Annotated in this window: 21 protein-coding genes and 1 pseudogene; 7 read left to right on the forward strand and 15 right to left on the reverse strand. The window is 70.3% G+C overall.

The annotated features are described in order from the left end of the window. The first annotated feature begins 17 nt into the window (after nt 1-17). Nucleotides 18-1,754, forward strand: a complete 1,737-nt coding sequence (locus ABZZ20_RS15945; protein WP_356869995.1) for a GAF domain-containing protein — start codon at nt 18-20, stop codon at nt 1,752-1,754. Nucleotides 1,755-1,793: 39 nt separating this feature from the next. Here the strand turns inward: ABZZ20_RS15945 and ABZZ20_RS15950 are convergent, their stop codons facing one another. From ABZZ20_RS15950 to ABZZ20_RS15965, 4 genes are all read right to left on the reverse strand, one after another. Continuing rightward, nucleotides 1,794-2,678 (reverse strand): Cof-type HAD-IIB family hydrolase, encoded by an 885-nt coding sequence (locus ABZZ20_RS15950; protein WP_356869996.1) that lies wholly within the window; start codon nt 2,676-2,678, stop codon nt 1,794-1,796. 455 nt (nt 2,679-3,133) lie between these two features. Then, on the reverse strand, nt 3,134-3,538 hold the full coding sequence (locus tag ABZZ20_RS15955; RefSeq protein WP_356870141.1) for a hypothetical protein: 405 nt from the start codon (nt 3,536-3,538) through the stop codon (nt 3,134-3,136). Between the two features lie 134 nt (nt 3,539-3,672). Then, nucleotides 3,673-4,071, reverse strand: coding sequence for a roadblock/LC7 domain-containing protein (locus ABZZ20_RS15960; RefSeq protein ID WP_356869997.1), 399 nt, complete (start codon nt 4,069-4,071; stop codon nt 3,673-3,675). Between the two features lie 95 nt (nt 4,072-4,166). Next, a complete protein-coding gene (locus tag ABZZ20_RS15965; RefSeq protein WP_356869998.1) occupies nt 4,167-5,093 on the reverse strand; it encodes a MarR family transcriptional regulator in 927 nt (308 codons plus the stop codon). Between the two features lie 401 nt (nt 5,094-5,494). Here ABZZ20_RS15965 and ABZZ20_RS15970 point away from each other — a divergent pair, with 401 nt between their 5' ends. After that, on the forward strand, nt 5,495-6,400 hold the full coding sequence (locus tag ABZZ20_RS15970; protein WP_356869999.1) for an LLM class flavin-dependent oxidoreductase: 906 nt from the start codon (nt 5,495-5,497) through the stop codon (nt 6,398-6,400). 88 nt (nt 6,401-6,488) lie between these two features. Here the strand turns inward: ABZZ20_RS15970 and ABZZ20_RS15975 are convergent, their stop codons facing one another. The 7 genes and pseudogenes from ABZZ20_RS15975 to ABZZ20_RS16005 form a co-directional block, all read right to left on the reverse strand. Then, nucleotides 6,489-9,524, reverse strand: coding sequence for a tetratricopeptide repeat protein (locus tag ABZZ20_RS15975; RefSeq protein ID WP_356870000.1), 3,036 nt, complete (start codon nt 9,522-9,524; stop codon nt 6,489-6,491). Then, complete coding sequence (locus tag ABZZ20_RS15980; protein WP_356870001.1) at nt 9,521-11,401, reverse strand: HSP90 family protein; 1,881 nt, start codon at nt 11,399-11,401, stop codon at nt 9,521-9,523. Before ABZZ20_RS15980 ends, ABZZ20_RS15975 begins: the two co-directional genes overlap by 4 nt. 163 nt (nt 11,402-11,564) lie before the next feature. Beyond that, the gene (locus ABZZ20_RS15985; protein WP_356870002.1) at nt 11,565-12,104 is read right to left on the reverse strand and encodes an RNA 2'-phosphotransferase; all 540 of its coding nucleotides are present in this window, start codon (nt 12,102-12,104) and stop codon (nt 11,565-11,567) included. Between the two features lie 370 nt (nt 12,105-12,474). Beyond that, a complete protein-coding gene (locus ABZZ20_RS15990) occupies nt 12,475-13,389 on the reverse strand; it encodes a MerR family transcriptional regulator (protein ID WP_356870003.1) in 915 nt (304 codons plus the stop codon). A 10-nt stretch (nt 13,390-13,399) separates the two neighbouring features. After that, nucleotides 13,400-13,561 (reverse strand): annotated as a pseudogene (locus ABZZ20_RS15995) (metal-dependent hydrolase); the annotation flags it as partial. A 170-nt stretch (nt 13,562-13,731) separates the two neighbouring features. Continuing rightward, nucleotides 13,732-15,558 carry an SDR family oxidoreductase gene (locus ABZZ20_RS16000; RefSeq protein WP_356870004.1) on the reverse strand — a complete coding sequence of 609 codons (1,827 nt, stop codon included), beginning with the start codon at nt 15,556-15,558 and terminating at the stop codon, nt 13,732-13,734. Then, complete coding sequence (locus tag ABZZ20_RS16005) at nt 15,555-16,412, reverse strand: M24 family metallopeptidase (RefSeq protein WP_356870005.1); 858 nt, start codon at nt 16,410-16,412, stop codon at nt 15,555-15,557. The genes ABZZ20_RS16000 and ABZZ20_RS16005 overlap by 4 nt, the downstream gene beginning before the upstream one ends. Before the next feature lie 180 nt (nt 16,413-16,592). On the opposite strand from ABZZ20_RS16005, the gene ABZZ20_RS16010 reads away from it, so the two are divergent. From ABZZ20_RS16010 to ABZZ20_RS16030, 5 genes are all read left to right on the forward strand, one after another. Further along, complete coding sequence (locus ABZZ20_RS16010) at nt 16,593-17,612, forward strand: ABC transporter ATP-binding protein (RefSeq protein WP_356870006.1); 1,020 nt, start codon at nt 16,593-16,595, stop codon at nt 17,610-17,612. Next, nucleotides 17,602-18,489, forward strand: coding sequence for an ABC transporter permease subunit (locus tag ABZZ20_RS16015; RefSeq protein WP_356870007.1), 888 nt, complete (start codon nt 17,602-17,604; stop codon nt 18,487-18,489). Before ABZZ20_RS16010 ends, ABZZ20_RS16015 begins: the two co-directional genes overlap by 11 nt. Nucleotides 18,490-18,538: 49 nt before the next feature. Beyond that, nucleotides 18,539-19,450 (forward strand): ABC transporter ATP-binding protein, encoded by a 912-nt coding sequence (locus ABZZ20_RS16020; RefSeq protein WP_356870008.1) that lies wholly within the window; start codon nt 18,539-18,541, stop codon nt 19,448-19,450. Nucleotides 19,451-19,464: 14 nt separating this feature from the next. Then, nucleotides 19,465-20,184: an ABC transporter permease subunit gene (locus ABZZ20_RS16025; RefSeq protein WP_356870009.1), complete on the forward strand. Its 720-nt coding sequence runs from the start codon at nt 19,465-19,467 to the stop codon at nt 20,182-20,184. A gap of 84 nt (nt 20,185-20,268) precedes the next feature. After that, the gene (locus ABZZ20_RS16030; protein ID WP_356870010.1) at nt 20,269-20,925 is read left to right on the forward strand and encodes a rhomboid-like protein; all 657 of its coding nucleotides are present in this window, start codon (nt 20,269-20,271) and stop codon (nt 20,923-20,925) included. Nucleotides 20,926-21,088: 163 nt separating this feature from the next. On the opposite strand, the gene ABZZ20_RS16035 is transcribed toward ABZZ20_RS16030, so the two are convergent. The 4 genes from ABZZ20_RS16035 to efeB form a co-directional block, all read right to left on the reverse strand. Then, complete coding sequence (locus ABZZ20_RS16035) at nt 21,089-21,901, reverse strand: HAD family hydrolase (RefSeq protein ID WP_356870011.1); 813 nt, start codon at nt 21,899-21,901, stop codon at nt 21,089-21,091. Next, on the reverse strand, nt 21,898-23,175 hold the full coding sequence (serS, locus tag ABZZ20_RS16040; RefSeq protein WP_356870012.1) for a serine--tRNA ligase: 1,278 nt from the start codon (nt 23,173-23,175) through the stop codon (nt 21,898-21,900). Before serS ends, ABZZ20_RS16035 begins: the two co-directional genes overlap by 4 nt. 527 nt (nt 23,176-23,702) lie before the next feature. Then, on the reverse strand, nt 23,703-24,638 hold the full coding sequence (gene pheA, locus ABZZ20_RS16045) for a prephenate dehydratase (RefSeq protein ID WP_356870013.1): 936 nt from the start codon (nt 24,636-24,638) through the stop codon (nt 23,703-23,705). Between the two features lie 42 nt (nt 24,639-24,680). Beyond that, a complete protein-coding gene (gene efeB, locus ABZZ20_RS16050; protein ID WP_356870014.1) occupies nt 24,681-25,955 on the reverse strand; it encodes an iron uptake transporter deferrochelatase/peroxidase subunit in 1,275 nt (424 codons plus the stop codon). Nucleotide 25,956: the final 1 nt, after the last annotated feature.

Consider the following 25,956-nt stretch of genomic DNA (forward strand, 5'->3'; position numbering starts at 1 on the left):
TAACTAGGGTCAAAGGTATGCCAGTGGAGGAGTCGCAGGAACCGCCGGAGTCATCACTCGGAACACCGGCTGTGTTGGGAGCCGCGACCCAAGCCACCCGGAGTCTGCAGGGATTGTCCACGGAGCTCACCGCCCGGGTGCCGCAACTACTGGAGGCCATGCGCTCGGTCGGCACCGGTCTCGAACTGCACTCCACGCTCGACCGCATCTGCGAGACGGCGGCCGAGCTCGCGGACGCCCGCTATGCGGCGATCGGCGTCGTGGACACCGAGGGCCGGGGACTGTCGGACTTCGTCACCTTCGGCATCGAAGCCGAGGTGGCCAGGAAGATCGGGCGCCGTCCGGACGGCAAGCGGGGCCTGCTCGGTGCACTGATCTCCCATCCCGACACGGTACGGCTTGCCGATCTGACGAAGGATCCGCGCTCGGCCGGCTTCCCGCCGCACCATCCGGCCATGAAGACCTTCCTCGGCGTCCCGATCCGGGTCCAGGGAGAGATCTTCGGCAATCTCTACCTCGCCGAGAAGAACGGTGGCGGCGAGTTCAACGACTACGACGTGCACATGGTCCGGGTCCTGGCCACCGAGGCGGGCATCGCCATCGGCAACGCCCGGCTGTACGAGGCCGCCACCCAGCGGGAGCGTTGGATCGACGGCTCGGTGGCCGTCACGACCGCCCTGCTGTCGGGCGGGGACGCGGACGACGCCCTGGTGGTGGTGGCTGAGCAGGCCCGCCGGCTGGCCGACTCCTCCGCCGGGATCGTGATGCTGCCGGCCCAGGAGGGCGGGATGGAGATCGTCGCCGTCTCCGCCGAGAACCCGGCCACCTCGCTCGGCGTGGTCATCCCGGCCGTGAGCCCGGTGGTGGCGAAGCTGCTCCAGGGCGAGCCCGTCTTCGTGGACGACGCCGCCTCCGACCCCCGCATGATCAGTCCGCTGACCAGCCAGTACGGGCCGTGCATGATGGTGCCGCTGCACAGCGGCGGGCGGGTGCTCGGTGCGCTGGTCACCCCGCGGGCCCGTGGCGAGCGGCCGTTCAGCGAGGCCGAGCGGACCTTGGCCACGCAGTTCGCCTCTCAGGCGGCACTCGCGCTGATGATGGCCGAGGCGCAGCGCGACCGGGAGCGGCTCGCGGTGTTCGAGGACCGCGACCGGATCGCCCGGGACCTACACGACCTGGTCATCCAACGGCTGTTCGCCACCGGGATGATGCTGGAGGGCGCCCAGCGGCGGTCCATCGTCCCCGAGGTGCGCGAGGGGGTCGGCAAGGCTGTGGAGGAGCTGGACGTGACGATCCAGGAGATCCGCACGGCGATCTTCGCGCTCCAGCAAGGACCGACGGAGGCCCCGTCGGGACTGCGCACCCGGGTCCTGCGAGAGATCAACATGGCCGCGGTACCGCTGGGCTTCAAGCCCGCACACCGCTTCCTCGGCCCGATCGACACGATGGTCGACGAACTGGTGGGGAAGAACCTGATCGCCGCGTTGCGCGAGGCACTGTCGAACGCCTTCCGACACGCGGACGCGTCCCGGATCGAGGTGGCCGTGGACTGCACCGTCACGCTGGCCGACGGGCAGCCCGGGGTGCGCCTGACGGTCGCCGACGACGGGGTGGGCATTCCCGAGGGAGGCCGACGCAGTGGGCTGCGGAACCTGCGCCGCAGGGCCGAGTCCCTGGGCGGGGCGAGTACGTACGGCCCAGGAATCGGTGAGGACGGGGGCGGGACCACCCTGGTGTGGGAGGCTCCGCTCTGACTCTAGTGCTGTGGCCGGTGAACCTTTCCGGTCACAGCACTAGCGTTGGGCGGCGGTCCGTCCCGTAAGGATGCGCTCGATGACGACCGCGACGCCGTCCTCGTTATTGGCGACGGTCCGGCCGGACGCGGCCGCGATGACGTCCGGGTGGGCGTTGCCCATCGCGTACGAGATGCCCGCCCAGCTGAGCATCTCCACGTCGTTCGGCATGTCCCCGAAGGCGACGACTTCGGCGGGAGAGATGCCGCGCTCGGCGCAGCACAGGGCCAGGGTGCTGGCCTTGGAGACCCCCAGCCCGCTGACCTCAAGGAGAGAGGTCGGGCTGGAGCGGGTGATCGACGCGTGCCTGCCGGCCGCCGAGCGGGCGAGTGCCAGGAACGCGTCCGGGGCCAGTTCGGTGTGGTGCGCGAGCAGCTTCAGTACAGGAGCGGCGGAATCGTCTACGTCCTCCTCCAGCAGCTTTTCGGCGTCGGCCACGTGAGCGGCCGGGTCCAGGAAGAAGGGTGGGTAGAGCGGCTCGTAGTTGATGCCGGTGGTCATCTCGACCGCGAAGGACGTACCCGGGGCGGCAACGCGCAGGGCGTCCACGACGGTGAGCGCCGTCGCCCGGGCCAGCGCCCGGATCTGTACGAACTCCCGGCCCGCATGGAGATCGACCACCGCGGCTCCGTTCGCACAGATCGCCAGGCCGTGGCCGTGGACGTGATCGCTGACCACGTCCATCCAGCGAGCCGGGCGTCCGGTGACGAAGAAGACCTCGATTCCGGCCTCCTCGGCGGCGGCGAGCGCGGCGACGGTGCGGGGCGAGACGGATTTGTCGTCGCGCAGCAGGGTGCCGTCGAGGTCGGTGGCGATGAGTCGGGGTGCGGGGGTTGGCCCGTCCGGGCGCTGGGGAGCCGAGGTCACGCATCCATCTTCACTCATGGGACTGCGGCACCGGACCAGACGTGCGTGGTCCCTGCCCAGGATGGCGATGTTTCACGTGAAACAGAGACGTCCCATGTTTCACGTGAAACATGGGCTGGGGCGTGGCCTCGAAATCAGGAGTCTGCGTCTGAGTGCGGTGATCTTCCCGGTACGCCCGTGGCGTGGGGGCGGCCGTGACCAGTGGGTGCGAGCCGAGCCGCTCGGGGTCCACACCGGCGGGACCCACGATCAGCTGACCTGGCGGTCGCTACGTGACGTCCCGTGGTTTGGCGCGATCCCGACTCTCACCGCTGCTGCGGCTGCCGACACCGAGGAGATGGGGCTGGGCACGCTCGCCACCGCACCTGTGGACACGACCCGCCCGCACCGTCCCCACCCGAGTGCCCGAGAGCCGGCGCCACCTGCCGTGCCTTCCGCTGTGCCGCCGGGGCACGGCCATCACCACATGCCCGTCACAGCGGTCCGTTGTCCCTCAAGACCCTTCGGGCCTGGGCGAAGAGCATCCCCACGTTCGCCGTCTTGCGGCACACGACCACCGCGACGACCTCGTCGGCACTGTCGACACGTAGAAAGAGGTGTGCCAAGTTGTCGCTGTTGACAAGGATCTCCTGGAAGTAGTGCCGGTCGGACACTACTCCGCGGCGCTCCTTGAAGATGTTCTCGATCATCACGACATTGCGGCCCTGGAAGAGGTCGAGTGTGGCCGCCGACAGCATGTCGAGTACCTCCGGCGGGTGCGAGTCGCTGGTCTCCACCGACAACAACATGCCGGTGGACATGTCGATGACCCCGGCGGCCACGCACTCCGGTACCTCCGCGCGGAGGCTCTTGACGATGTTGACCACCCGGCCGGACATGCTGTGGGGGCCTGGGTTTCCCGCTGCGCTCATTGTGTTCCTTCTGATGTGTTCGTGTCGGGCATGGACCGAATTCGGTCCATGCCCAGGGCGATCGTGTAGTCCTGGGCCCTATGGCGAAGGGGCCGACCGGCTCAGCCGACCGAAGTGGTTCCGGTCGCGGACGTCAGCAGCAGGCCGATCCGGTCGGCGCTCGCCTGCGACTCGGCGTGAAACCGCTTCACGTCCATGCCCGAGTCGCCGAGCACAGCCATCAACGCCATGTCGCCGATCGCCTGCGCGACCAGATATCCGTCGCTGAACCGTGCGACGGTGTGGTGGACGAGTCCCTTGCCCGTGGCGGTGCCTGCGCGGCGCGCGATGCTGAGTGCTGCTGCGGTGAGAGCGGCCAGGCACTCTCCGTCGACGGTGTCGTCCGCTTCAGCAGTGATGAGGAGGCCGTCGGCCGAGGCCACGACCACATCCGTGACACCGACGACCCGATCGCGGAGTGCACGCATCTCAGCGGTCAGCTCGTCACTCTTGATAGTCACAACTCTCCTGAATGTTCACGCCGGGATCGCTCCCAGTCGGCTGTGCAAGGTGTTTGTCGCGTGGTGTGCCTGATCGCCCGCTCGGAGCACGTCAGTCACCGGCAATCCGTCACCGGCCGCAGGGGCAGGACCTCGTGGATTCCGCTCATACCGCGCTGGCGCCGGGGCAGCCCGCCTACGCCGGCCGGGCGGTACGGGAGGCGGGTGACGTTCGGCATCCGATCGGCGTCCTCGGCGGGCCTGGCGACGGGAACGGCCGTGTAGGACGGCACCACCTCGACCAGCCCTTCGCTCAGCATGCGCATGAGCTCGACCGTGACCGCGTAGAGACCCCGCCCCAGCAGGAAGGAGATGTCCCGTGCGCTGCGGCGGCCGTTGACGCGCAGCAGGATCTCCCGTCGGGTACCGGCCGTAGAACCGCTCAGCAGCGCGGCACCGGCGGAGCTCGCAGTCATCCGGTCCCTGAAGGGGCAGAGTGAGACTCGGAGCGAAGCGAGCGCCTTGATACGACGACTCGCCTCTTGGAACAGCCAATCCGGTTCGATGCCCTGTGGTGCCATCAGGTGGCATCCGCCCCTGCCGGGTTCGACGAGGCACTCGTCGATGCGGCCCATGCCGACGGAGAGGGCGCCGTCCAGGGCCGCCATGAGACACATCAACTGAAACTCGGCCGCACCGACCAGCATCCGCTCGATCAGTTCCGTTCCCATGCGGCCGTCGGCCGCACCGGCCTGGTAGGCAGCCGCCCACTCGGCCTTCCCGACGCGCCCGGAAGACAGCAGCAGGGTCTCCACGGTCGGGGCTCCTGGCGACTCGACCGCGACGATGGCACCGTTCGCAAGATAGAAGGTGCCACCCGGGGCACCCAGCACCACCAGAGTGCCGGAGAAGCGTTCGTGACGAGCGCGGATCAGATTCTGGGCCAGCTCCTGGGTCGTCCGGTCCGACGGTACGACCGACGGCAGCGGTAGCACTCGTGCCGCCGATGCCGCAAACGCTCCGGAGAGGTCGGGATAGGTCACCTGTTGGCTCCCGGTCGGGAAACAGCCACGTCCATGGCGGGCCGGTGGGTCTCCGGGGCGGCGGAGACCGAAGCCGTCCGGTGTCCCGGCGTGGTTATTTCGAGCACGGCCCACCCCTCGTCAGCGGCTGAATTCCGACAGAGCATCCACGGAGGGTGCCGTGGGTCATCCAGCCCTCGGAATCGCACAGTAGTCAGCTCCGCCGAATCCGTGATCGAGGAAGCCGGAAGTTTTTGGTTTCTTTCGACAGGGGTTGTCTTGTGACTCTTTACTTCTGGATTCACCCCCTCCGTGGAGGGGTTTTGCCGGAAGCTCACCCGACGGAGTGACCGCGACTTCGGCACCATGCGTCAGCCGTCGGCATGTACTTCCTGTCCGCCCGAGCGCATAGGCTCGAACACATGAGTCTGCGTCTGAGCACTGTGATCCTCCCGGTTCGCCCGTGGCGTGAGGGCGGCCGTGACCAGTGGGTGCGAGCCGAGCGGCTCGGGTTCCACACCGCCTATACCTACGACCACCTGACCTGGCGGTCCTTCCGCGACCGTCCCTGGTTCGGCGCGATCCCGACCCTCACCGCGGCGGCCGCCGCCACCGAGACGATGCGACTGGGCACGCTCGTCACCTCGCCGAACTTCCGGCACCCGGTGACCCTGGCCAAGGAGCTCATGTCCCTGGACGACATCTCCGGGGGCCGCTTCACCCTCGGTATCGGCGCCGGCGGCAACGGATTCGACGCGACCGCGCTGGGCCAGGACCCCTGGAGCCCGAGGGAGCGTGCCGACCGCTTCGCCGAGTTCGTGCCCTTGCTGGACCGGCTGCTGACCGAGACCGCGGTCAGTGAACGCGGCACCTTCTACTCCGCCGACGAGGCCCGCAACCTCCCCGGCTGCGTACAGCGGCCCAGAGTGCCCTTCGCCGTCGCCGCGAACGGACCGCGGGGCCTCAAGCTCGCCGCCGCACACGGCCAGGCCTGGGTGACCACCGGCGATCCCAAGCTCTTCGAGGAGGGCACCCCCGAGCAGTCGCTGGAGGCGATCCGTGGCCAGCTGGCCCGGCTCGACAAGGCCTTCGCCGACATCGGGCGCGCACCCCAGCCGATGGAGAAGATCCTGCTGACCGGCTTCACCCCGGAACGCAACACGATGCTTGAGTCCTTGGACGCGTTCGTCGACTTCGCAGGCCGCCATCAGGAACTCGGCATCACCGAGATCGTGATCCACGCGCCGATCCCGGACTCCGAGTACGCGGCCGACGAGAGCGTCTTCGAGCAGATCGCCACCGAGGCACTGGCCCAGCTGGCTGCCTGAACGGCTGCCGCAGCGGTCGTCTCAACGGCCGCCCGGCCACCCCGTACCTGCCGCTGCCCCCGCCACCGAAGCGACGGGGGCAGCGCGGTCAGGCCGCGAGGCCTTCGAGGACGCGTTCGGCGCGCGGCAACAGCCACTCCGGCACGGTGCCCTCGGGCAGCGCCCGGACTTCCTCGACCAGCGCCGAAATCCGGGCCACACCCGCCTCGGCACGGCCCAGCTCCTGCTCGGTCCAGGCGGCATTGTTCAGGCACTGGAACCGGTCCGGCAGGTAGTCCGGGCCCAGGTCCGTGTAGATGCCGGCCGCGCGTTCCCAGAGCAGGACCTCCTCCAGCCGCAGCGCCTCCACCTCCGCGTCGCCGAGCGACTCGGCGGGCTCCGCGGAGCCGTCCTGGCCGTCCTCGTGCCCGTCCTCGTCCTCGTCATCCTGTGCGTGGACGTTGACCCACCGGTCGAGGACCTGCGCCAGCTGGTGCCAGGTCTGGGCGAGTTCGGACCGCAGCTCCAGTGCCTCCGGGTCGGCGGCCAATGCCGTCTCCAACACCTGGGCCGCCTCGTCCATCCGGGCCCGCGCCTGCGCCACCAGCGCGCGGGTGACCTGCTCCCGCAGCTCCAGCCAGGCCAGGGAACGCAGGATCCGTACCTCGGAGACCGGTGCATCCCCCGTCACCCGGTGCAGCTCCAGGGATCTTTCGTACGCCGCGATCGCCTCCTCCGGCAGCCGGGCCTCGGAGAGCTGGTCCGCGGCCGACTGTGCGAGGCTCGCCTGTGGACGCGGGTCCTCCCACCCCTTGGCCACCTCCGCCGCCAGCAGGTACTGCTCCGCCGCAGCCCGTGGCTCGTTCAGCTGCCGCAGCAGATCACCGAGGAACTCCCGCACGGACACGGCCTGTCCCTCGCCGTGTTCCAGCAGATCGGGCAGCGTCGACTGCAACACCTCCGCCGCGTCCGCGGTCCGGCCCTCCCGCGCGTACGCCCGGGCCAGTACCAGCCGGGCCTGCGCACCTCCGTCGGCGGTCAGCCCGGCCTGGTCGAACCAGTGCGCCGCGGTGAGCGCGTGCCCGGCCGCCTCCGCCGCCGCGTCCGCCCGACGCAGCAGGATGTCCGCGAGGGTGAGGCGTACGACGCCCTGGGTCTCGGCCTCGGTCACCTCCGAGGCGTGCTCCAGTGCGGCGCGCGCGGCCTCCTCCGCTCCTTCGGGCCGGCCCAGCGACATCAGCACACCGGCCTGCAGCACCAGCGGATCCACCGCCTGCCACGGCAGGCCCGCCGATATCCCGCGAGCCGCGGCAGCGGCCAACAGCGGCAGGGCCCGCTCGGGGTCGCCCTGTCCCAGGGCGACGCGGCCCAGCATCTCCTCGGCCTCCGCCACCAGGTCGGGCAGGTCCTCCGCATGGGCGGCGACGAACGCACCGAGCTCGGCCGCCAGTTCGTCGTGCCCGTGCCCGTGCCCGTGGTCGTGGTCGTGCCCGTCTTCGTGCTGCGAACCGGCCTCCAGCGAGCGCAGGTACGACTCCACGCGGATCGAGGACAGCTCCACCAGCGCGATCCGGCGTCCGCGCAGGGGCTCGTCCGCATCCAGTGCCCGGGCGGCCCGCTCGGCAACCGCCAGCAGCTCGCGGATCCGCTCCGGGGCCTCCCCGGACTGCGCGGCCACGCTCGCCAGCCGTAGTTCCGCGAGTGCGGCGCGCTCCGCCTGCCCGAGTGCGCGGTAGCCGTCGCGGACCGCCTCCAGCAGCTCCGCCGCGTCCCCGGCCCCGCTGCGTGCGGCCACCAGGGCCCGGTGGTCCGCGACATCCGCGGCGACCAACGGGTCCACCTCGTCGGCCGGGCGGGCGTCCACCCGTCCGCCCACCTCGGCCCAGAGCGCGTTCGCACCCGGATGCCCCTGGTCGCGGGCCTGCCGGGCCCGTTCCACCAGTGCGCCGAAGTCGGCTGCGGGCGCCTCGGTCACGGAAATGGCCATGGCCATGGCCGTGGCTGTGGCCGTGGCCGTGGCGGTTTGCGGCAGGGCCGTGCTGCGGACCCCCAGGGGCAGCACGTCGACCAGCGGTTCCCGCTCGATCCGGGCCAGGAACCGGTCGGAGACCCGGGTGGTGCCATTGCGGGCGTCGAACCTCCGGGCGATGTCGAGCGAGCTCGTGCGCAGCACCTCGTACAGCTCGGAGACCGTGCGCGGGACGCCCTCGTACGGCACGGCCGGACTCTGGCCGTGGCCCAGCTCCCTCAGCCGGCGCAGCAGGACGATGACGCCTCCGTGGAAGGCCATCTGGTCGTCGACGTTGGCGAGCGGGCCCAGGTGCACGGCGTGCTCGGCGAGGATCTCCAGACCGCGCGACTCGTTGCCGCTCAGGGCGCAGAATTCGATGTGCTTGCCGACCGAGGGCAGCAGGCTCTCGTTGCCGCGGGCCATGCGGTAGCCGCGCAGGTGGTGCGAGCGGGCTTCGTCGAGGCGGCCGAGGCGCAGCAGGGGCAGCAGCGAGGTGGCGAGCAGCCGGTGGGGCTCCTCGGCGCAGGTCAGCTCGCCCGCCAGTACCGGCTTCCAGACCTCCAGGGCCCGGGCGTCATCCCCGCGCAGCGCGGCGTAGGCGCCCTGACCGTTCAGTTCGCACGCGTGGCAGTCGCTCATGTCGTCGCGTTCGGCGGCCAACCAGGCGCTGAACGCCCGCTCGGCCCGGTCGTCCGCGCCGATCGCGTCCGCATGCCACAGCTCGGCTTCGCGTACGGGCCGTTCGCTGTAGCCCGCGAGCCGGTAGCGACGTTCCATCTCGTCCAACCAGCCCGCGGCGGACTCCAGCGGGACCTCGGGGGAATCGCTGATGGCCGTGGCCACCCACTTGAACTGCCAGAACAGTGAGTGGGCGTCCCACCGGGAGAAGGCGCCGGGGTCCTTGTCGTACTCCTGGAGCAGCCGGGCGAAGGGCACCAGCATCTTCGAGGATTCGGCACTGTAGAGATAGGAGTTGATCAGGTTGTCCAGCGCCTCGCGGAACAGCGCCCCGTCCCCGCTCGCCTCCGCCGCTCCTGCCAGCGCCTCGGCGTGTGCGTTGCGTGCGGCCCCGTTGGGGGACTGGCGGTTCTCCACCAGGCCCCGCTCGATCTCCTCGCGCGTCGGCATCGTCACTTCTGTCCCTCCTGGGAGTCGCTCGAGTGGGTCGCCCATTCCAGGAGTCCGAGGAAGGCCCGGTTGAGCAGGGTGGAGTCGGCGGGGCGCAGCGGGCGCTGCGACATCAGCAGCGCCTGCCCGTACAGCGATTCGACGGCCGTACCGGTCAGTGCCTCGTCGGGCAGGGCCGCTATCCGGCGGATCAGCGGGTTGTTGTGGTTGAGCACCAGACGGGCGCGCGGCGCGGAACCGCGCAGTGCGCCGAGGATGCCGCTCCAGAGGGAGTCGGCGTTGCCCAGTGCGGCGGTCCGGTCGCGCTCCTGACGTGCCTGGCGGTCGTCGAGGTAGAGCGCGGGGACGGAGACGGGCTGGAAGGCCCGCAGCACCACGTCGCAGCCCTGCGGCTCCAGCCGGGTGCGCGCCGTGGACAGGAAGGGGGCGAGGGCCAGTTCGGCGGGGGTCGGGACCGGATCGAGCCGCTCCGTGACGGCTCCGGCATCCAGCTCCGTGACCTTGAGGTCCGGCCGTACCGCGGGCAGCAAGGCGAGCAGATCGGCGTCGTAGGTGTAGCCGGCGTTGATGACGCCGAGGCCGTGGGCCGCTGCGATCGGGGCGATCTGGCGGAACTCCTCGACGGTGCGGGTGAAGTGGATCTCGGTGTGGGCTGCGGTGAATTCCTGGAGGCTCATCGAACCGTCGCTGGTTTCGAACGGCAACCACGGCAGCATCAGGCCGAGCAGCTCGGCGTCGTGCCGGGCCAAGGACTTCACACCGAGGTGGTGGACGCTCAAGAAGGCGGCCAGGCGCTCCGGTTCGCTCGCGGCGAGCTCGGCGAGCCAGGCCCGGACCCGGGCGCCGAGGGCTTCCCGTACGGCGGACAGGGTTTCGTCGTCGTACAGGTTCTCGCGGGAGGCGGTGGGGCGCAGCGTGTCCGTGTCGATGACGGCCCGGACGAAGAAGGCCCAGTCCGGCAGCAGGTTGTCGGCCTGGTCGGTGAGCAGCATGCCCTTGAGGTGGACGCGGTGGCCGGCGCGGTGAGCGGGACTCGTCGGTTCGGGGAGGACGTACGCCACGCCGCGGACCCCGGCGACCGGCAGGTCCAGGTCGATGCTGTCGAGCGGGGTGAAGCCGAAGAGCTGTGCGCAGTGGCCGGCGAGGGCGACGCGGCGTGCGGCCGGGGTGGGGAAGGGGCGGTCCCATACGGCGGGCCGGTCGGTGACGTCCCGCGGCTCGCCGCCTTCACCGTCGTCGAAGGTGATGTCGTACGGGAGCAGGGAGCCGTAGTCGCGGGCCAACTGCTCGACCTTGGCCGGGACGGTCCACTCCTCGGCCCCCGGGCGGGCCTGCAGGACGACGGTGGTGCCCGGCTCCCGGCGTGCGTCGTCGGGCAGCTCGCGGACGGTGTACGAACCGTCGTCCGTGGCCAGCCATTCGACGGGCGCGGCCTCGGGGTCGCGGGCCGAGCGGGTGATGACGCGGATCTGGCGGGCCACCACGAAGCAGGCGAGCAGGCCGATGCCGAACTGGCCGAGGAACTCCCGGCGGGTGGTCTCGAGGCCGTGCTCACCGCCGCGCTTGGAGCTGCGGCCGATGGTGGCGAGGAGGGAGTGGGCTTCTGCGGCGGTCAGGCCGATGCCGCTGTCCTCGATGGTCACCCGGCCCGCGGACGCCGACAGGCGGATGCGGATGTCCGCCTCCGGGTCGAGTGCGTGGCGGGCGGTGACGGCGTCCACCGCGTTCTGCAGGAGCTCGCGGACGTAGACGCGCGGGCTGGAGTAGAGGTGGTGGGAGAGCAGGTCGACCAGGCCGCGCAGATCCACCTGGAAGCTGTTGGCGGCGGGGTCGGCGCCGGAGTGGGAAGCGGAAGGGGATGTGGAAGGGGATGCGGACGTCATGGGGCGTCACCTCGCTGGCTCGCATGGATGATTCGGCGATCGCGAGGTACCCCCCCTCACGGATCCCGGAACGAGCACCAGAGTAGGGGGATGATCTGACAATCTCTTGGTGAATTCCGCGGCGGCGACCAGTGGCGGCAACCAGTGGCGGCGCCGGGCGGCGCTACTGGAAGCGCAGGAACCGTGGGGGTACGGCGTCCACCAGCCACACCCCGTTGGCGCTGATCCGGAAGACGTGCCCGGCCGCGTGCATCGCCCCCGCGTCCACGCTGAGCACGACCGGCCGTCCGCGCCGTGCGCCGACGCGGGTAGCGGTCTCCCGGTCGGGGGACAGATGCACGTGGTGGCGGGCCATGGGGCGCAGGCCCTCGGCGCGGATCGCGTCCAGGGCGGCGGCGACGGTGCCGTGGTAGAGGTACGCGGGCGGCTCGGCCGGCGGCAGATCCAGCTCCACGGGAACGGTGTGGCCCTGGTTGGCACGGATGCGGGTGCCGTCCACGGCGAACCGTTGCTTGTCGTTGGCGGCGACGACGTGGTCGAGCTCGGCCCGGCTGATGTGGAAGCCGTGCGCGGCGGCCGCGCGGAGAAGGTCGTCGATCTCCACCCAACCCTGGGGGTCGAGCACCAGTTCGATCCGTTCCGGTTGGTGCCGCAGGTGTTTCGAGAGGTATTTGGACACCTTCACGGTGCGTCTGTTGTCCATGGACCCAGCTTGCCGGGTCGGGAAGGGGGCGAGCAGCGATTTTTCACGGCGCGGTCCTCGCCACCGCCGGGCCGCGGTCGCTGCCCGGATTCGTAGCGGCCCAGCTGATCGGCGGGGGCGTGGGCGTGGCCCTGGCAGCCCTCCGCTACGGGGATACCCGGCGTGGCACCCGGGACCACGGCGCCGCGTCTCACGACCTGGCCGGTTCCATTTGACGTGCTGACCCGCGAAACCCGCTCAGGAGGCCGTCGGTTGAGTTGTCCACCGAGTTGCCCACAGGAAAACCCGACTTGTCCACAGCCGGTTGGGTCGGTTTTGACGGCAAACGAGTGATTCGCCCTGTGGACTACTGAGCGGTTGCCACCGGCCGTTACACGCCGCCCCGGCGCGCCAGTTCGTTCATGGTCCGGGCCTGTAGCTCCCGCTCCGTCGCGGCCCGGACGAACTCCCCCACGTACTCGGAGCCGACCAGCTCCTGCACCGCCCGTACCGTCTCGGCCGGCAGCGCCACCGACGCGGGCCCCGAGGGCTGCGGGGCGCCGGCCGTCCCCAGGTGGCGCTGCAGGTGCCGGGTCGCGAACAGCCGCATCGCCCGTGCCAGCTCGGCGTCCACCGTCTGCTGGGCCAGCGGCCGCAGCCTCCGTACCATCGTCGCGGCCTCCGCCGCGTCCGCGTCGGTTGGCGGCACCTGCCCGAGGTAGCGGGCGAAGACGTGCTCGGTGGTGAACTCCAAGAACCGCGAGGCGATGTGCTCCACCTGTCCGCGCAGCTCCCGCAGGTGCCCGGTGATCGCCGACAGCGGCACCCCGGCCGCGTACAGCTCGGCGGCCACGGCCAGCTCCTGCGGCGAGGGCACCAGGAATTCGTCCGGGCGCCCCGGGATCCGCTCCAGCACCCCCAGCTCGCAGGCCTCGCTCACCGCGTCGTCGTCGGGCCGGCCGCCGAACCGCTCGTTCAGGTCGGTCCGGCTGATCCTGGCCGCCTCTTCGTCGGTCCACGGTCCGTGCACCTCGGCGACGAGCCCCAGCACACCGCCGAGCCCGCGCCCCGCATCCCAGGCCTCCAGCAACTCCTTGATGGAGGCCAGGGTGTAGCCGCGGTCCAGCAGGTCGGCGATCTGGCGCAGCCGCGCCAGATGCGTGTCCCGGTAGACGTTGGAGCGTCCTCGTCGTTCCGGCTTCGGCAGCAGCCCACGGTCCTGGTACGCACGGATCGTGCGTACCGTCGCCCCGCTGTGGTGCGCGAGATCCTCGATCCGGTACTCGGCCACCGCCTGGTCTGACAATCCCGGCTCCCTACGACGTGGCGGCCCGGCCGACCGCGGGCACCGAGGCCCGGGCGGCAGGTGAAGCCGCAAGGTACTCGACCGCCCTGCGCAGCGAGCCCTCCTGCGAGGGATGGTACGACCGCCGGAAGGAGCAGGGTATGGCCGTGCGGTGCTCTCTCCGCGTCGGCAGCGGCCCCGTGGCCGTCCGCCTAGATCGGCAGCCGCCGTGCGGCCGGGTGGTCCCGTCGGAGGCCACCCGGAGCGGACTGATCGCGCACGGCGCCCCGCGCGCGCCCGGCGCGGAGCCGCGGCCCGGCTCTGCGCCCGGCCCGGTGTCGCGGCCCTGCGCCGCCGCCCCGCTCACAGCCTGGGTTCCAGCTTCGCGAGCCGCCGCAGGGCGCCCGGCGCGAACCGGGACATCCACAGGGCGCCCTTGGATTCCGGCGTCACCGGTACCACGGCCTCGTTGCGCACCACGGCCCGCAGGATCGCGTCGGCGACCTTCTCCGGCGGGAAGTTGCGCAGCCCGTACAGCCGGGAGGAGCGCTCCTGGCGGCGCTTCTCCTCCGCCGCGTCCACCCCGGCGAAGCGCGAGGTGGCCGTGATGTTCGTGTTGACGATGCCCGGACAGATCGCCGAGACGCCGATCGACCGCGAAGCGAGCTCGGCGCGCAGGCACTCGCTCAGCATCAGTACGGCGGCCTTCGAAGTGCTGTACGCGGGCAGGGTCTTGGACGGCAAGTACGCGGCGGCAGAGGCGGTGTTGACGATGTGCCCGCCCTGGCCGCGCTCGGCCATCTGCTTGCCGAAGATCCGACAGCCGTGGATGACGCCCCACAGGTTGACGTCGAGGACCTTCTTCCAGTCCTCGGAGGTGGTCTCCAGGAAGGGCCCCGACAGGCCGATCCCCGCGTTGTTGACCAGGACGTCCACGATTCCGTACTCCGCGGCGGTCTTCGCCGCGAGCTTCTCCATCGCCTGCTCGTCGCTCACGTCGACGCACTCGCCCCACGCCTCGGGCGCACCGATGAGCCGCGCCATGTCGGCCGTGCGCGCCGCGCCCTCGGCGTCCCGATCCACGCACACCACCCGGGCTCCGGCCTCGGCGAACGCGAAGGCGGTGGCCCGCCCGATGCCGCTGGCGGCGCCTGTGACCAGCACCAACTGGCCGCCGAACCGGTCGGCGTACCTGCCCGGGGCCTTCTGCTCCGGCGCCCGGGCGGCGGGCTCCTCACAGGAGGTGACGAACTCGGTGATCCAGGCGGCCAGCTGGTCGGGCCGGGTCCGCGGTACCCAGTGCTTGGCGGGCAGCGTGCGCCGCACCAGGTCGGGGGCCCACAGCTCCAGCTCGTCGTAGAGCCGCTCGGAGAGGAAGGCGTCCTCGGTCGGGGTGATCAGCTGGACCGGTGCGTGGGCGTACGCGTCGGGGCGCGGCCGGCGCAGCCGGGGCCGGACGTTGTCGCGGTAGAGCCAGGCTCCGTGGGCGGCGTCCGAGGGCAGCGAGGCCGTCGGGTAGGAGCCGGCCGGGACCTTCTCGACGCGCTCCAGGATCCGCGGCCACCGCTTGCCGAGTGGACCGCGCCAGGCGAGCTCCGGCAGCACCGGGGTGTGCAGCAGGTACACGTACCAGGACTTGGCGCCCTGGCCCAGAAGTTGCGCGACCCGGCGCGGAGTGGGCCGAGCCATCCGCTTGTTGATCCAGTGGCCGAAGTGGTCCAGGGAGGGTCCGGACATGGAGGTGAAGGAGGCGATCCTGCCCTCGGTACGGCCGACCGTAGCGAACTCCCAGCCCTGTACGGATCCCCAGTCGTGCCCGACCAGGTGCACCGGGCGGTCCGGGCTGACCGCGTCCGCCACCGCCAGGAAGTCGTCGGTCAGCTTCTCCAGGGTGAAGCCGCCGCGCAGAGGCACCGGCGCCGTGGAGCGACCGTGGCCACGTACGTCGTAGAGCACCACGTGGAAGCGCGCCGCCAGCCGCTCGGCGACCTCCGACCAGACTTCCTTGCTGTCCGGGTACCCGTGCACCAGCACCACCGTCGGCCGGTCCGCCTCGCCGAGTTCGACGACGCACAGCTCGATCCCGCCGCTGTGCACCCGGCGTTCGCGCGCTCCTGCGAGACCCGCCCCGGCAGGTCGTCCCGTTTCCTCGGCACCGTGCACGCCGTCCCCACCGTCCTTGCCGCTCATGCTGCCTTCTCCTCGGCCCAGCGCCGCACGTGCGGCAGATCGTCGTCCAGCCAGAACGCACTCTCCTCGGCATCCCGGGAGTCGGTGACGACCAGGATCTCCTCGAACTTCGCGCCGGTGCCACGGAAGCCCAGGTGGGGTTCCACCGCCCACAGGCCCGGCTGCGGCGGGTGGTCGGAGAAGCGGTAAGGGCTCCACAGCGGGGACCAGCCCTCGCGGTGCCCGTGCAGGGCGTCGGAGGCCAGCCCCTTGAGGGACTGCGCTCCGAAGCCGAAGGCCGTCGGGGACCAGCGGCGCTCCTTGACCCGGTCCAGCTTGTGGGCGATCACTCCGAACGGGTAGGCGCGGTGCCGGTTGGCATAGCCCTGGCGGATCATCAGCCGCTCGACGTTCTCGTAGATCTCGCGCAGCGGACGGCGCTCGCGGACCTGCTCCAGGATCAGCCGGCGGTGCACCTGTAGATCGGACATCAGCTGGTCCTGTACGGGGTTCAACCCGAGGCTGCCCGAGTAGCCGATGTCGGCCACGTACCCCCGGTGGACGGGCGCCATGTCGAGGATGAACGGCATCCCCGGCTCCAGCTTCCGGTTGGTCGGGAAGAACTGCAGGGGGATCTTGAAGTTCGCGAAGGCGGTGCGGTCCCCGAACCACGCGAACGGCAGGTGGAACCAGTCCCGTACCCCGCGCTCGCGCAGCCACTCGCGCTGCATCCGTGCGGCCTCGCGCTCGGTCACGCCCGGCCGCAGCTGCGCTGCGACGGTCTCCGCGCATGCGTACGCGAGGCGCTGTACCTCCCTGAAACCACGCAGGTCCGCGGAGGGGTGCGCGGTGCGTTGCTTGGTGTGCCCAGCCATGCCAGCCGTCCGTCCGTAGAACCGTACGCGCCCTTAACTTGACACTGATGAATGTGACAATGGCCGGAGAGCACGTCAAGGCCCGTGCACGGACCTGTGGACAAACTTGTCCGGTCCTCGTCAGCCTTTCGTCAGGGTCCGTAGTCCTGAAGGCGGAGACGGGATGGCGCTCCAGGTCTGATGATCTGCGGGCCGTGCGCCACTAACGTCGAAGCCGTGACTGTCATCGCGACCGAAAGCCTGAGCAAGCGGTACCCCCGAGTGACCGCCATCGACCGGCTCTCCCTGGACATCGGGCCCGGAGTGACCGGCCTCGTGGGCGCCAATGGAGCCGGCAAGTCCACGCTGATCAAGATCCTGCTTGGACTGTCCCCCGCCACCGAGGGCAGCGCCGCCGTGCTCGGACTGGACGTCGCCACCCATGGCAGCGCCATCCGTGAACGCGTCGGCTACATGCCCGAGCACGACTGCCTGCCGCCCGACGTCTCGGCCACCGAGTTCGTCGTGCACATGGCCCGCATGTCCGGGCTCCCCCCGACCGCCGCCCGCGAGCGGACCGCCGACACCCTGCGCCACGTGGGGCTGTACGAGGAGCGCTACCGCCCCATCGGCGGCTACTCCACCGGCATGAAGCAGCGGGTCAAATTGGCCCAGGCGCTCGTCCACGACCCCCAGCTCGTCCTCCTCGACGAACCCACCAACGGCCTGGACCCGGTCGGCCGCGACGAGATGCTCGGCCTGATCCGTCGCGTCTACACCGACTTCGGCATCTCCGTCCTGGTCACCTCCCACCTCCTCGGCGAGTTGGAGCGGACCTGCGACCACGTGGTCGTCGTAGACGGCGGCAAACTGCTGCGTTCCAGCTCCACCAGCGACTTCACGCAGATCACCACGACCCTCGCCGTCGAGGTCACCGACTCCGACGCGCATCCGGACGGCACCGCCGCCCTGCGCGCGGCGCTCGCCGACGCGGGCATCACCCTGCACGAGGGCGAGGAGCAGGGACTGCCCGGAGCGGGCCACATCCTCCTCGTGGAGGCCACCGGCGAGGACACCTACGACACCGTGCGCGACACCGTCGCCGACCTCGGCCTCGGCCTGGTCCGCATGGAACAGCGCCGCCACCACATCGCGGAGGTCTTCCGCGACAACGACCAGCAGCAGCTCGTCCGGAAGGGAGCCGGTTCCCATGGCGCCTGACACCTCGACCCAGATCCACAACATCGGCTACCGGTCCTACGACGGCGCTCGGCTCGGCCGCTCCTACGCCCGCACCTCGCTGTTCTCGCAGTCCCTGCGCGGTGCCTACGGACTCGGCCGCTCCGCCAAGTCCAAGGTCCTCCCGATGATCCTCTTCGCGGTGATGTGCGTCCCCGCGCTGATCATCGTCGCGATCGCCATCGCGGTGCCGGGCTCCACCAGCCTGCCGATCAAGTACACGACGTACGCCCTGACCACCCAGGTGGTCATCGGCCTCTACCTCGCCTCGCAGGCACCCCAGTCGGTCTCCCGGGACCTGCGGTTCAAGACCGTGCCGCTCTACTTCTCGCGGCCCATCGAGCGCGTCGACTACGTCCTCGCGAAGTTCGCGGCGATGGCCTCGGCCCTGTTCATCCTCACCGCCACACCACTGCTGATCATGTGGATCGGCTCGCTGCTGGCCAAATTCGACTTCGCGGACCAGACCAAGGGGTTCGCCCAGGGACTGGTCTCCGTGCTGCTGCTCTCGGTGTTGTTCGCCGGCCTCGGCCTGATCATGGCCGCGCTCACTCCGCGCCGTGGCTTCGGCGTGGCCGCCATCATCGCCCTTCTCCTGATCCCCTACGGTGCGGTGACCGCCGTTCAGGGCATTGCGTACAACACCGGCTCGACCGGCGCCATCGAGTGGATGGGCCTGCTCTCCCCCATCAGCCTGATCGACGGAATCCAGTCCGCCTTCCTCGGCGGCACATCCGCCTTCCCCGGCGGTGACGGCCCCACGGCCGGCGTCGGCTTCGTCTACCTGCTCGTCGTCCTCGCCCTCATCGCCGGCTCCTACGTTGCCCTGATGGCCCGCTACCGGAAGGCCGGGCTGTGACCGCCCTCCCGTCGCCCGCCACCACCCCTCAAAGGAATGGGCTGCGCCCATGAGCATTCTGGACATCGACCACACCTCCCGCTGGTTCGGGAACGTCGTCGCCGTCAACGACGTGACCATGCGCATCGGCCCCGGCGTCACCGGACTCCTGGGACCCAACGGCGCCGGGAAGTCCACCCTCATCAACATGATGGGCGGCTTCCTCGCCCCCTCCACGGGCACGGTCACCCTCGACGGCATACCGATCTGGCGCAACGAACAGGTCTACAAGCAGATCGGCGTCGTGCCCGAGCGCGAGGCCATGTACGACTTCCTCACCGGCCGGGAGTTCGTCGTCGCCAACGCGGAACTCCACGGCCTCGACGATGCGGCCGCCCGGCGGGCGCTCGCCACCGTCGAGATGGAGTACGCCCAGGACCGCAAGATCTCGACGTACTCCAAGGGCATGCGGCAGCGCGTGAAGATGGCCTCCGCCCTCGTCCACGACCCGTCCGTGCTGCTCCTCGACGAGCCGTTCAACGGTATGGACCCCCGCCAGCGCATGCAGCTCATGGATCTGCTGCGGCGCATGGGTGACGACGGCCGCACCGTGCTGTTCTCCTCCCACATCCTGGAGGAGGTCGAACAGCTCGCCTCCCACATCGAGGTGGTCGTCGCAGGCCGGCACGCCGCCTCCGGGGACTTCCGCAAGATCCGCCGCCTGATGACGGACCGCCCGCACCGCTATGTCGTCCGCTCCTCCGACGACCGGGCCCTCGCCGCGGCCCTGATCGCCGACCCCTCCACCGCCGGCATCGAGGTGGACGTCAAGGAAGGCGCCCTGCGCATCCAGGCCGTCGACTTCGGCCGCTTCACAGAGCTGCTGCCGCGGGTCGCCCGTGCGCACGGCATCCGGCTGCTGACGGTCTCGCCCTCCGACGAGTCCCTCGAGTCGGTCTTCTCCTACCTCGTCGCGGCCTGAAGGAGCTGGCACCCATGTACAACCCCACCGTCGCCCGGCTCACCTACCGCGCGCTGCTCGGCCGCCGCCGTGCGCTGATCCTCTTCGCACTCCCGGCCCTGCTGATTGTCATCTCCCTGGCCGTCCGCGCCTTCACCGGCCTGGACGACAAGGTCGCCGCCGACCTGCTGGGTGGCTTCGCGCTCGCCACCATGGTTCCGCTCATCGGCGTCATCGCCGGCACCGGCGCCATCGGCCCCGAGATCGACGACGGCTCGATCGTCTACCTGCTGTCCAAGCCGGTGAAGCGCCCGACGATCATCATGACGAAGCTGATCGTCGCGATCGCCGTCACCATGGCCTTTTCCGCGATCCCCACCCTGATCGCCGGCTTCATCCTCAACGGCAACGGTCAGCAGATCGCCGTCGCCTACACGGTGGCGGCCCTCGTCGCCTCGATCGCCTACAGCGCCCTGTTCCTGCTGCTGGGCACCGTCAGCCGGCACGCAGTCGTCTTCGGCCTGGTCTACGCCCTGATCTGGGAGTCGCTCTTCGGCAGCCTGGTCTCGGGGGCGAAGACCCTGAGCGTCCAGCAGTGGGCGCTGGCCCTCGCTGAAAAGGTCGCCGGCGAGGGCTACGTCGACGCCACCGTCGGCCTGCCCACCGCGGTGATCCTGCTGTTGGTGGTCACCGTCGGCGCCACCGTCTACGCGGGCCAGAAACTGCGCCGCCTCACCCTGGCGGGCGAGGAGTAAGCCCCGCCGCATCGGCCCCGTGGCCGCTGCCCCGCCCGGCCCACCGGCCGGGCGGGGCACCGCCGTACGGGGCATCATCAGTGCATGGTGGAGCACCTCGAGCCCGAGCCGTCCAGGCCCGTGCGGTCTTGGATACGCTCCTCGCCCGGCACGCACATATGGCTGCTGATCATCGCCATCACGAGCGTCATCGTGGTCACCGCGCCGGACCAACTCGAACACGTCCTGCTCCACCGGCACAGCAGCAACATCTACGAGCTCACCCGGCACCCCGTGCGGGCCCTGCTCTCCAGCGCCTTCTGGATCGAGAACCCGGCCTCGCTCGCGACGTACGCCGTCCTCTTCGAGCTCTTCCACGCTTCCGTGGAACGCTGGCTCGGCACCCTGCGCTGGCTCGTCATCGTCGCCACCGCCCACATCACGGCCACCCTGGTCAGCCAGAAGGTGGTACTGATGGCGATCCAGGACCACCGGGCTCCGCACAGCATGGTCCATGTCATCGACGTGGGTGTCAGCTACGGACTCGCGGCCTCGATTGGGGTCCTCACCTACCGGCTGCCGAACCCCTTGCGCTGGTTCTACCTTGCCGGAGTCGTCGCCTTCTTCGGGATTCCGCTCCTCACCGGAGGCACCTTCGCCGACCTCGGGCACGCCATCTCGCTCGCCGTCGGTCTCCTGGCCTGGCCGCTGACCCGCCACCCGCAGCCCACGCATGTTTCACGTGAAACATGGCCGGGGTGAGACCCAACCGGGCACCGGCCCGGGTGCATGGAAAATCGCTGGTACGGGATGTCTGCCAGGGGCAGAGTGGGACGTGCGGGGAGCAACAAAGAGGTCCGGGGCAGCCACTTCGAGCGCGCCGTGCGGCGCGGGCTGTCCCGGACCTTCTCGTACGTCCTGCGTGCTACGCGGCACCCAACAGGCGCTCCAACACCACCGCGATGCCGTCCTCCTCGTTGGAGGTCGTCACCTCGTCGGCCACGGCTTTCAGTTCGGCATGGGCGTTGGCCATGGCCACCCCGTGCGCCGCCCAGCCGAACATCGGGATGTCGTTCGGCATGTCGCCGAAGGCGATCGTCTCCGCAGCCTTCACACCCAGCCGGCGCGCCGCCAACGAGAGGCCGGTGGCCTTCGTCAGTCCGAGCGGAAGGATCTCCACTATGCCGGGACCGGCCATGACGATGTCCACCAAGGAGCCCACCGTGTTCCGGGCCACCTTGACCAGCGCATCGTCGTCCAGCTCCGGGTGCTGGATGTAGAGCTTGTTCAGCGGAGCCGACCACACCGCCGCCGTGTCCTCCAGGTAGACCGCGGGCAGGCCCTCCTGCACCCGGTAGCCGGGCCCGAACAGCACCTCGCCGTCCACCCCGTCCCGGCTGGCCGCGAGCGCCAGCGGACCCACCTCGGCCTCGATCTTCGACAGCGCCAGGCCGGCCAGCTGACGGTCCAGCGTCACCGAGGTGAGCAGCCGGTGCGCCCCCGCGTCGTAGACCTGGGCCCCCTGCCCGCACACCGCGATCCCCTTGTAGCCGAGATCGTCCAGTACGCCCCGGGTCCAGGGCACGGCCCGACCGGTGACGATGATGTGTGCCGCGCCCGCCGCGGTGGCCGCGACGAGCGCTTCACGCGTGCGTTCCGAGACGGTGTCGTCGCCACGCAGGAGGGTGCCGTCGAGATCGGTCGCGACGAGCTTGTACGGAAACGGGGCCGGACTCACTTGGTGATCGGCTCCAGGACCTCGCGCCCGCCCAGGTACGGACGCAGCATCGCGGGCACCCGCACCGAGCCGTCGGCCTGCTGGTGGTTCTCCAGGATCGCGACGATCGTGCGCGGTACGGCGCACAGCGTGCCGTTCAGCGTCGAGAGCGGCGCGGTCTTCTTGCCGTCGCGGTAACGGATCGACAGGCGGCGGGCCTGGAAGCCGTCGCAGTTCGAGGCGGAGGTCAGCTCGCGGTACTTGCCCTGCGTCGGGATCCACGCCTCGCAGTCGAACTTGCGGGAGGCGGAGGAGCCCAGGTCGCCGGTGGCGACGTCGATCACCTGGAAGGGCAGTTCCAGGCCGGTCAGCCACTGCTTCTCCCACGCGAGGAGACGGGCGTGCTCGGCCTCGGCGTCCTCCGGCGTGACGTACGAGAACATCTCGACCTTGTCGAACTGGTGCACGCGGAAGATGCCGCGGGTGTCCTTGCCGTACGTACCGGCCTCGCGGCGGAAGCACGGCGAGAAGCCGGCGTACCGCAGCGGCAGCTTGTCGGCGTCGATGATCTCGTCCATGTGGTAGCCGGCGAGCGCGACCTCGGAGGTGCCGACCAGGTAGTAGTCGTCCTTCTCCAGGTGGTACACGTTCTCCGCGGCCTGGCCGAGGAAGCCGGTGCCCTCCATGGCGCGCGGGCGGACCAGCGCCGGAGTCAGCATGGGGATGAAGCCGGCCTCGGTCGCCTGCGCGATCGCCGCGTTGACCAGCGCCAGTTCCAGCAGGGCCCCGATTCCGGTCAGGTAGTAGAAGCGCGAGCCCGACACCTTGGCGCCGCGCTCGACGTCGATGGCGCCCAGCGCCTCGCCGAGCTCCAGGTGGTCCTTGGGCTCGAAGCCCTCGGCGGCGAAGTCGCGGATCGTGCCGTGCGTTTCGAGGACGGTGAAGTCCTCCTCGCCGCCGACCGGAACGTCCTCGTGGACGATGTTGCCGAGCTGGAGCAGCAGTCGCTTGGCGGCCTCGTCGGCCTCGTTCTGCTCGGCCTCGGCGGCCTTGACGTCCGTCTTGAGCTGTTCGGCCTTCTTCAGCAGCTCTGCCCGCTCCTCCGGAGAGGCCTTGGGGATGAGCTTGCCGAGGGACTTCTGCTCATTGCGCAGTTCGTCGAAGCGCATGCCGGAGGACCTGCGGCGCTCGTCGGCGGAGAGCAGTGCGTCGACGAGCTCGACGTCCTCTCCACGGGCGCGCTGCGAGGCGCGGACACGGTCAGGGTCTTCACGGAGCAGCCGAAGGTCAATCACCCCTCCAGGCTACCGGGCTGGGCTTCCTGGACTCGCATCGATATCACGCTGCGTGTCACTATGTCCCAATTGTGGAGAATGGAAAAGTGTCCGCCGACTGGCCGGATGCGATCGTTCTCGCGCGGTCAATAAAAGCGGCCCATTCCCTGAAAAGGGACACAACCCGGGTATCCGGGACCTCTCTGAGCAGGGCTGGGAAGCCTTGTCTGTCCACAGGAATTGCCCACGGGATGGACTTGTCCACAGGCTGTGTGCCGGATCTGTGGACACGGGATGAGGTCCAAGCCGATCGGCAGGTGGTCGGGAGGAATCGGAGTTCAAACCGCCATCACACACTCATTCGGGTGGGAATTACTCGCCCCAAAGAGTTGATCCATGATGCGGAGGTGACGTCGTTCACCTCCCGCTCTCCAGCGCGAAACCTGAACCCGCCGACCGATTTGTCGACCTTGTCGCGCCATAGTGTCGACTAGTCCACAGGTCTGCACGCGAACCTGTGGATAACTTTGTGGACAGTGGACGAAGAGCTACGGCCGGCCGTCGAGGCAACGCGTCAGCCAGTCGGAAGCGGCTGTGAAGTCACTGTCCGACGTACCGGGCCGCGGAGCGCGGACGTCACTCTGAGCGACGCCGGCACGCGGGTACGAACCGAGGAAGCGGACCTGGGGGCAGGTGCGCTTCAGGCCCATGAGCGCTTCGCTGACCCGGCGGTCGGAGATGTGCCCCTCGGCGTCGACGGCGAAGCAGTAGTTGCCGATGCCCTGACCCGTCGGCCGGGACTGGATCAGCATCAGGTTGACCCCCCGGACGGCGAACTCCTGGAGGAGCTCCAGCAGGGCGCCGGGATGGTCGTCGCCGAGCCACAGCACGACGGAGGTCTTGTCCGCGCCGGTCGGGGCGGCGGGCCGGGCCGGGCGGCCGACGAGCACGAAGCGGGTCTCGGCGTTCTCCGCGTCGTGGATCTCGGTGACCAGCGGCACGAGCCCGTACGTGGCGGCCGCGAACTCGCCTGCGAAGGCGGCGTCGAAACGGCCCTCCTGGACCAGCCGGGCACCGTCGGCGTTGGAGGCGGCCGACTCCCACACCGCGTCGGGCAGGTTCGCCCGCAGCCAGTTGCGCACCTGCGGCTGGGCGACCGGGTGCCCGGTGACGGTCTTGACGTCCGACAGCTTGGTACCGGGCCGCACGAGCAGCGCGAACGCGATGGGCAGCAGCACCTCGCGGTAGATCATCAGCGGTTCGCCGGAAGCCAGCTCGTCCAGGGTGGCCGTCACCCCGCCCTCCACCGAGTTCTCGATCGGCACCAGGGCGGCTGCGGCCTCCCCGTTGCGTACGGCGTCCAGGGCGGCCGGGACCGACACCATCGGGACGAGCTCCCGGGTCGCGGCTTCCGGCAGGGTACGGAGGGCTGCTTCGGTGAAGGTGCCCTCGGGACCGAGATAGGTGAAGCGGGTGGCCGACATGTGATCAGCCTAATGCCGGCGCCCCGACCACCGGGGCGCTGTTCACCCTTCGAGCAGCCGCTGTCCCACGTACTCCCCGTCGCGGGGGCCGGGCGGGACCGCGTACAGCCCACTGGACTCGTGGCGGATGAACTCCGACAGGGCGTCCCCCCGGTCGAGCTTGCGCTGGACGGGCACGAAACCGCGCAGCGGATCGGCCTGCCAGCAGATGAAGAGGAGCCCCGCGTCGGGGGCGCCGTCGGCGCCGATCCCGTCGTGGAAGGAGAAGGGGCGCCGGAGCATGGCGGCCCCGCCGTTCTGCTCGGGGGCGGAGATCCGGGCGTGCGCGTTGGAGGGGATGACGGGCTTGCCGTCGGGGCCGATCTTGTCGAGCGCCATCCTGGTGGTCTCGGTGCCGCCGCTGAGGGGCGCGCCGGTGGCCTTCGTACGGCCGATGACCTGCTCCTGCTGGGCCAGGGACTGCTTGTCCCAGTCGTCGAGGAGCATCCGGATGCGCCGTACGACGGCGTACGAACCCCCGCCCATCCAGGCGTGTTCGGCGGGCCCGGGGCCGGCGGCCGGGACGAAGATCCGCTTGTCGAAGTCGGGCTGTGCAGGCTTCGGGTTGTTGGTGCCGTCGACCTGACCCATGAGGTTGCGGGCGGTCATCGCAGTGCCCGTGGCGCCGGGAGAGCGGTTGAATCCGTTCATCTGCCAGCGCACCCGGGCCGCTTCCCCCGCGTCCTTCTGCAGAGCGCGCAGGGCGTGGAAGGCGATGAGTCCGTCGTTGGCGCCGATCTGGATCCACAGGTCGCCGTTGCTGCGTTGGGCATCGAGGCGGTCGGCGGAGAAGTCGGGCAGTGGGTCGAGGGCGGTGGGGCGACGGGAGCCCAGCCCGGTGCGCTCGAAGAAGGAGTGGCCGAAGCCGAAGGTGACGGTCAGGGAGGACGGCCCCGCGTCGAGGGCGATGCCGGTGTCCGCCGTCGGGGCGGTCTCGCCTGCCATGAGCCGGCGGGCGGTGTCGGACCAACGGCGCATCAGGGCGGCGGCCTCCTTGCGGCCGGCGCCGGGGGCCAGGTCGAAGGCGAGCACGTGGCCCTTGGCCTGCAAGGGGGTGGTGATGCCGGCCTGGTGGTCGCCCTGGAAGGCGACCCGGGTGGCACCGAGGGAGGCGAGGCTTCCCGCGGCGCCGGGAGCATCGGTCGGGGAGCCGGCGAGCGCGGAGTGCGCGAGGGCGCCGCCGGTGGCGCCGAGCGCGAGCCCCACGGCGCCGGCCGCGCCGACGGTGCCCAGCAGTCGGCGCCGGGAGATCTCGATGTCGGTATTGCTCTCGGTCACG

Source organism: Streptomyces sp. NPDC006430, from assembly GCF_040612395.1.
Taxonomy (GTDB): Bacteria; Actinomycetota; Actinomycetes; order Streptomycetales; family Streptomycetaceae; genus Streptomyces.

What these genes read in the sequence shown, in the direction of transcription:
- ABZZ20_RS15945 (WP_356869995.1), top strand. Translation starts at nt 18, where the DNA reads ATGCCAGTGGAGGAGTCGCAGGAACCGCCGGAGTCATCACTCGGAACA.
- ABZZ20_RS15950 (WP_356869996.1), bottom strand. Translation starts at nt 2,678, where the DNA reads ATGAGTGAAGATGGATGCGTGACCTCGGCTCCCCAGCGCCCGGACGGG.
- ABZZ20_RS15955 (WP_356870141.1), bottom strand. Translation starts at nt 3,538, where the DNA reads ATGTCCGGCCGGGTGGTCAACATCGTCAAGAGCCTCCGCGCGGAGGTA.
- ABZZ20_RS15970 (WP_356869999.1), top strand. Translation starts at nt 5,495, where the DNA reads ATGAGTCTGCGTCTGAGCACTGTGATCCTCCCGGTTCGCCCGTGGCGT.
- ABZZ20_RS15980 (WP_356870001.1), bottom strand. Translation starts at nt 11,401, where the DNA reads ATGACGTCCGCATCCCCTTCCACATCCCCTTCCGCTTCCCACTCCGGC.
- ABZZ20_RS15985 (WP_356870002.1), bottom strand. Translation starts at nt 12,104, where the DNA reads ATGGACAACAGACGCACCGTGAAGGTGTCCAAATACCTCTCGAAACAC.
- ABZZ20_RS16000 (WP_356870004.1), bottom strand. Translation starts at nt 15,558, where the DNA reads ATGAGCGGCAAGGACGGTGGGGACGGCGTGCACGGTGCCGAGGAAACG.
- ABZZ20_RS16005 (WP_356870005.1), bottom strand. Translation starts at nt 16,412, where the DNA reads ATGGCTGGGCACACCAAGCAACGCACCGCGCACCCCTCCGCGGACCTG.
- ABZZ20_RS16010 (WP_356870006.1), top strand. Translation starts at nt 16,593, where the DNA reads ATGATCTGCGGGCCGTGCGCCACTAACGTCGAAGCCGTGACTGTCATC.
- ABZZ20_RS16015 (WP_356870007.1), top strand. Translation starts at nt 17,602, where the DNA reads ATGGCGCCTGACACCTCGACCCAGATCCACAACATCGGCTACCGGTCC.
- ABZZ20_RS16020 (WP_356870008.1), top strand. Translation starts at nt 18,539, where the DNA reads ATGAGCATTCTGGACATCGACCACACCTCCCGCTGGTTCGGGAACGTC.
- ABZZ20_RS16025 (WP_356870009.1), top strand. Translation starts at nt 19,465, where the DNA reads ATGTACAACCCCACCGTCGCCCGGCTCACCTACCGCGCGCTGCTCGGC.
- ABZZ20_RS16030 (WP_356870010.1), top strand. Translation starts at nt 20,269, where the DNA reads ATGGTGGAGCACCTCGAGCCCGAGCCGTCCAGGCCCGTGCGGTCTTGG.
- pheA (WP_356870013.1), bottom strand. Translation starts at nt 24,638, where the DNA reads ATGTCGGCCACCCGCTTCACCTATCTCGGTCCCGAGGGCACCTTCACC.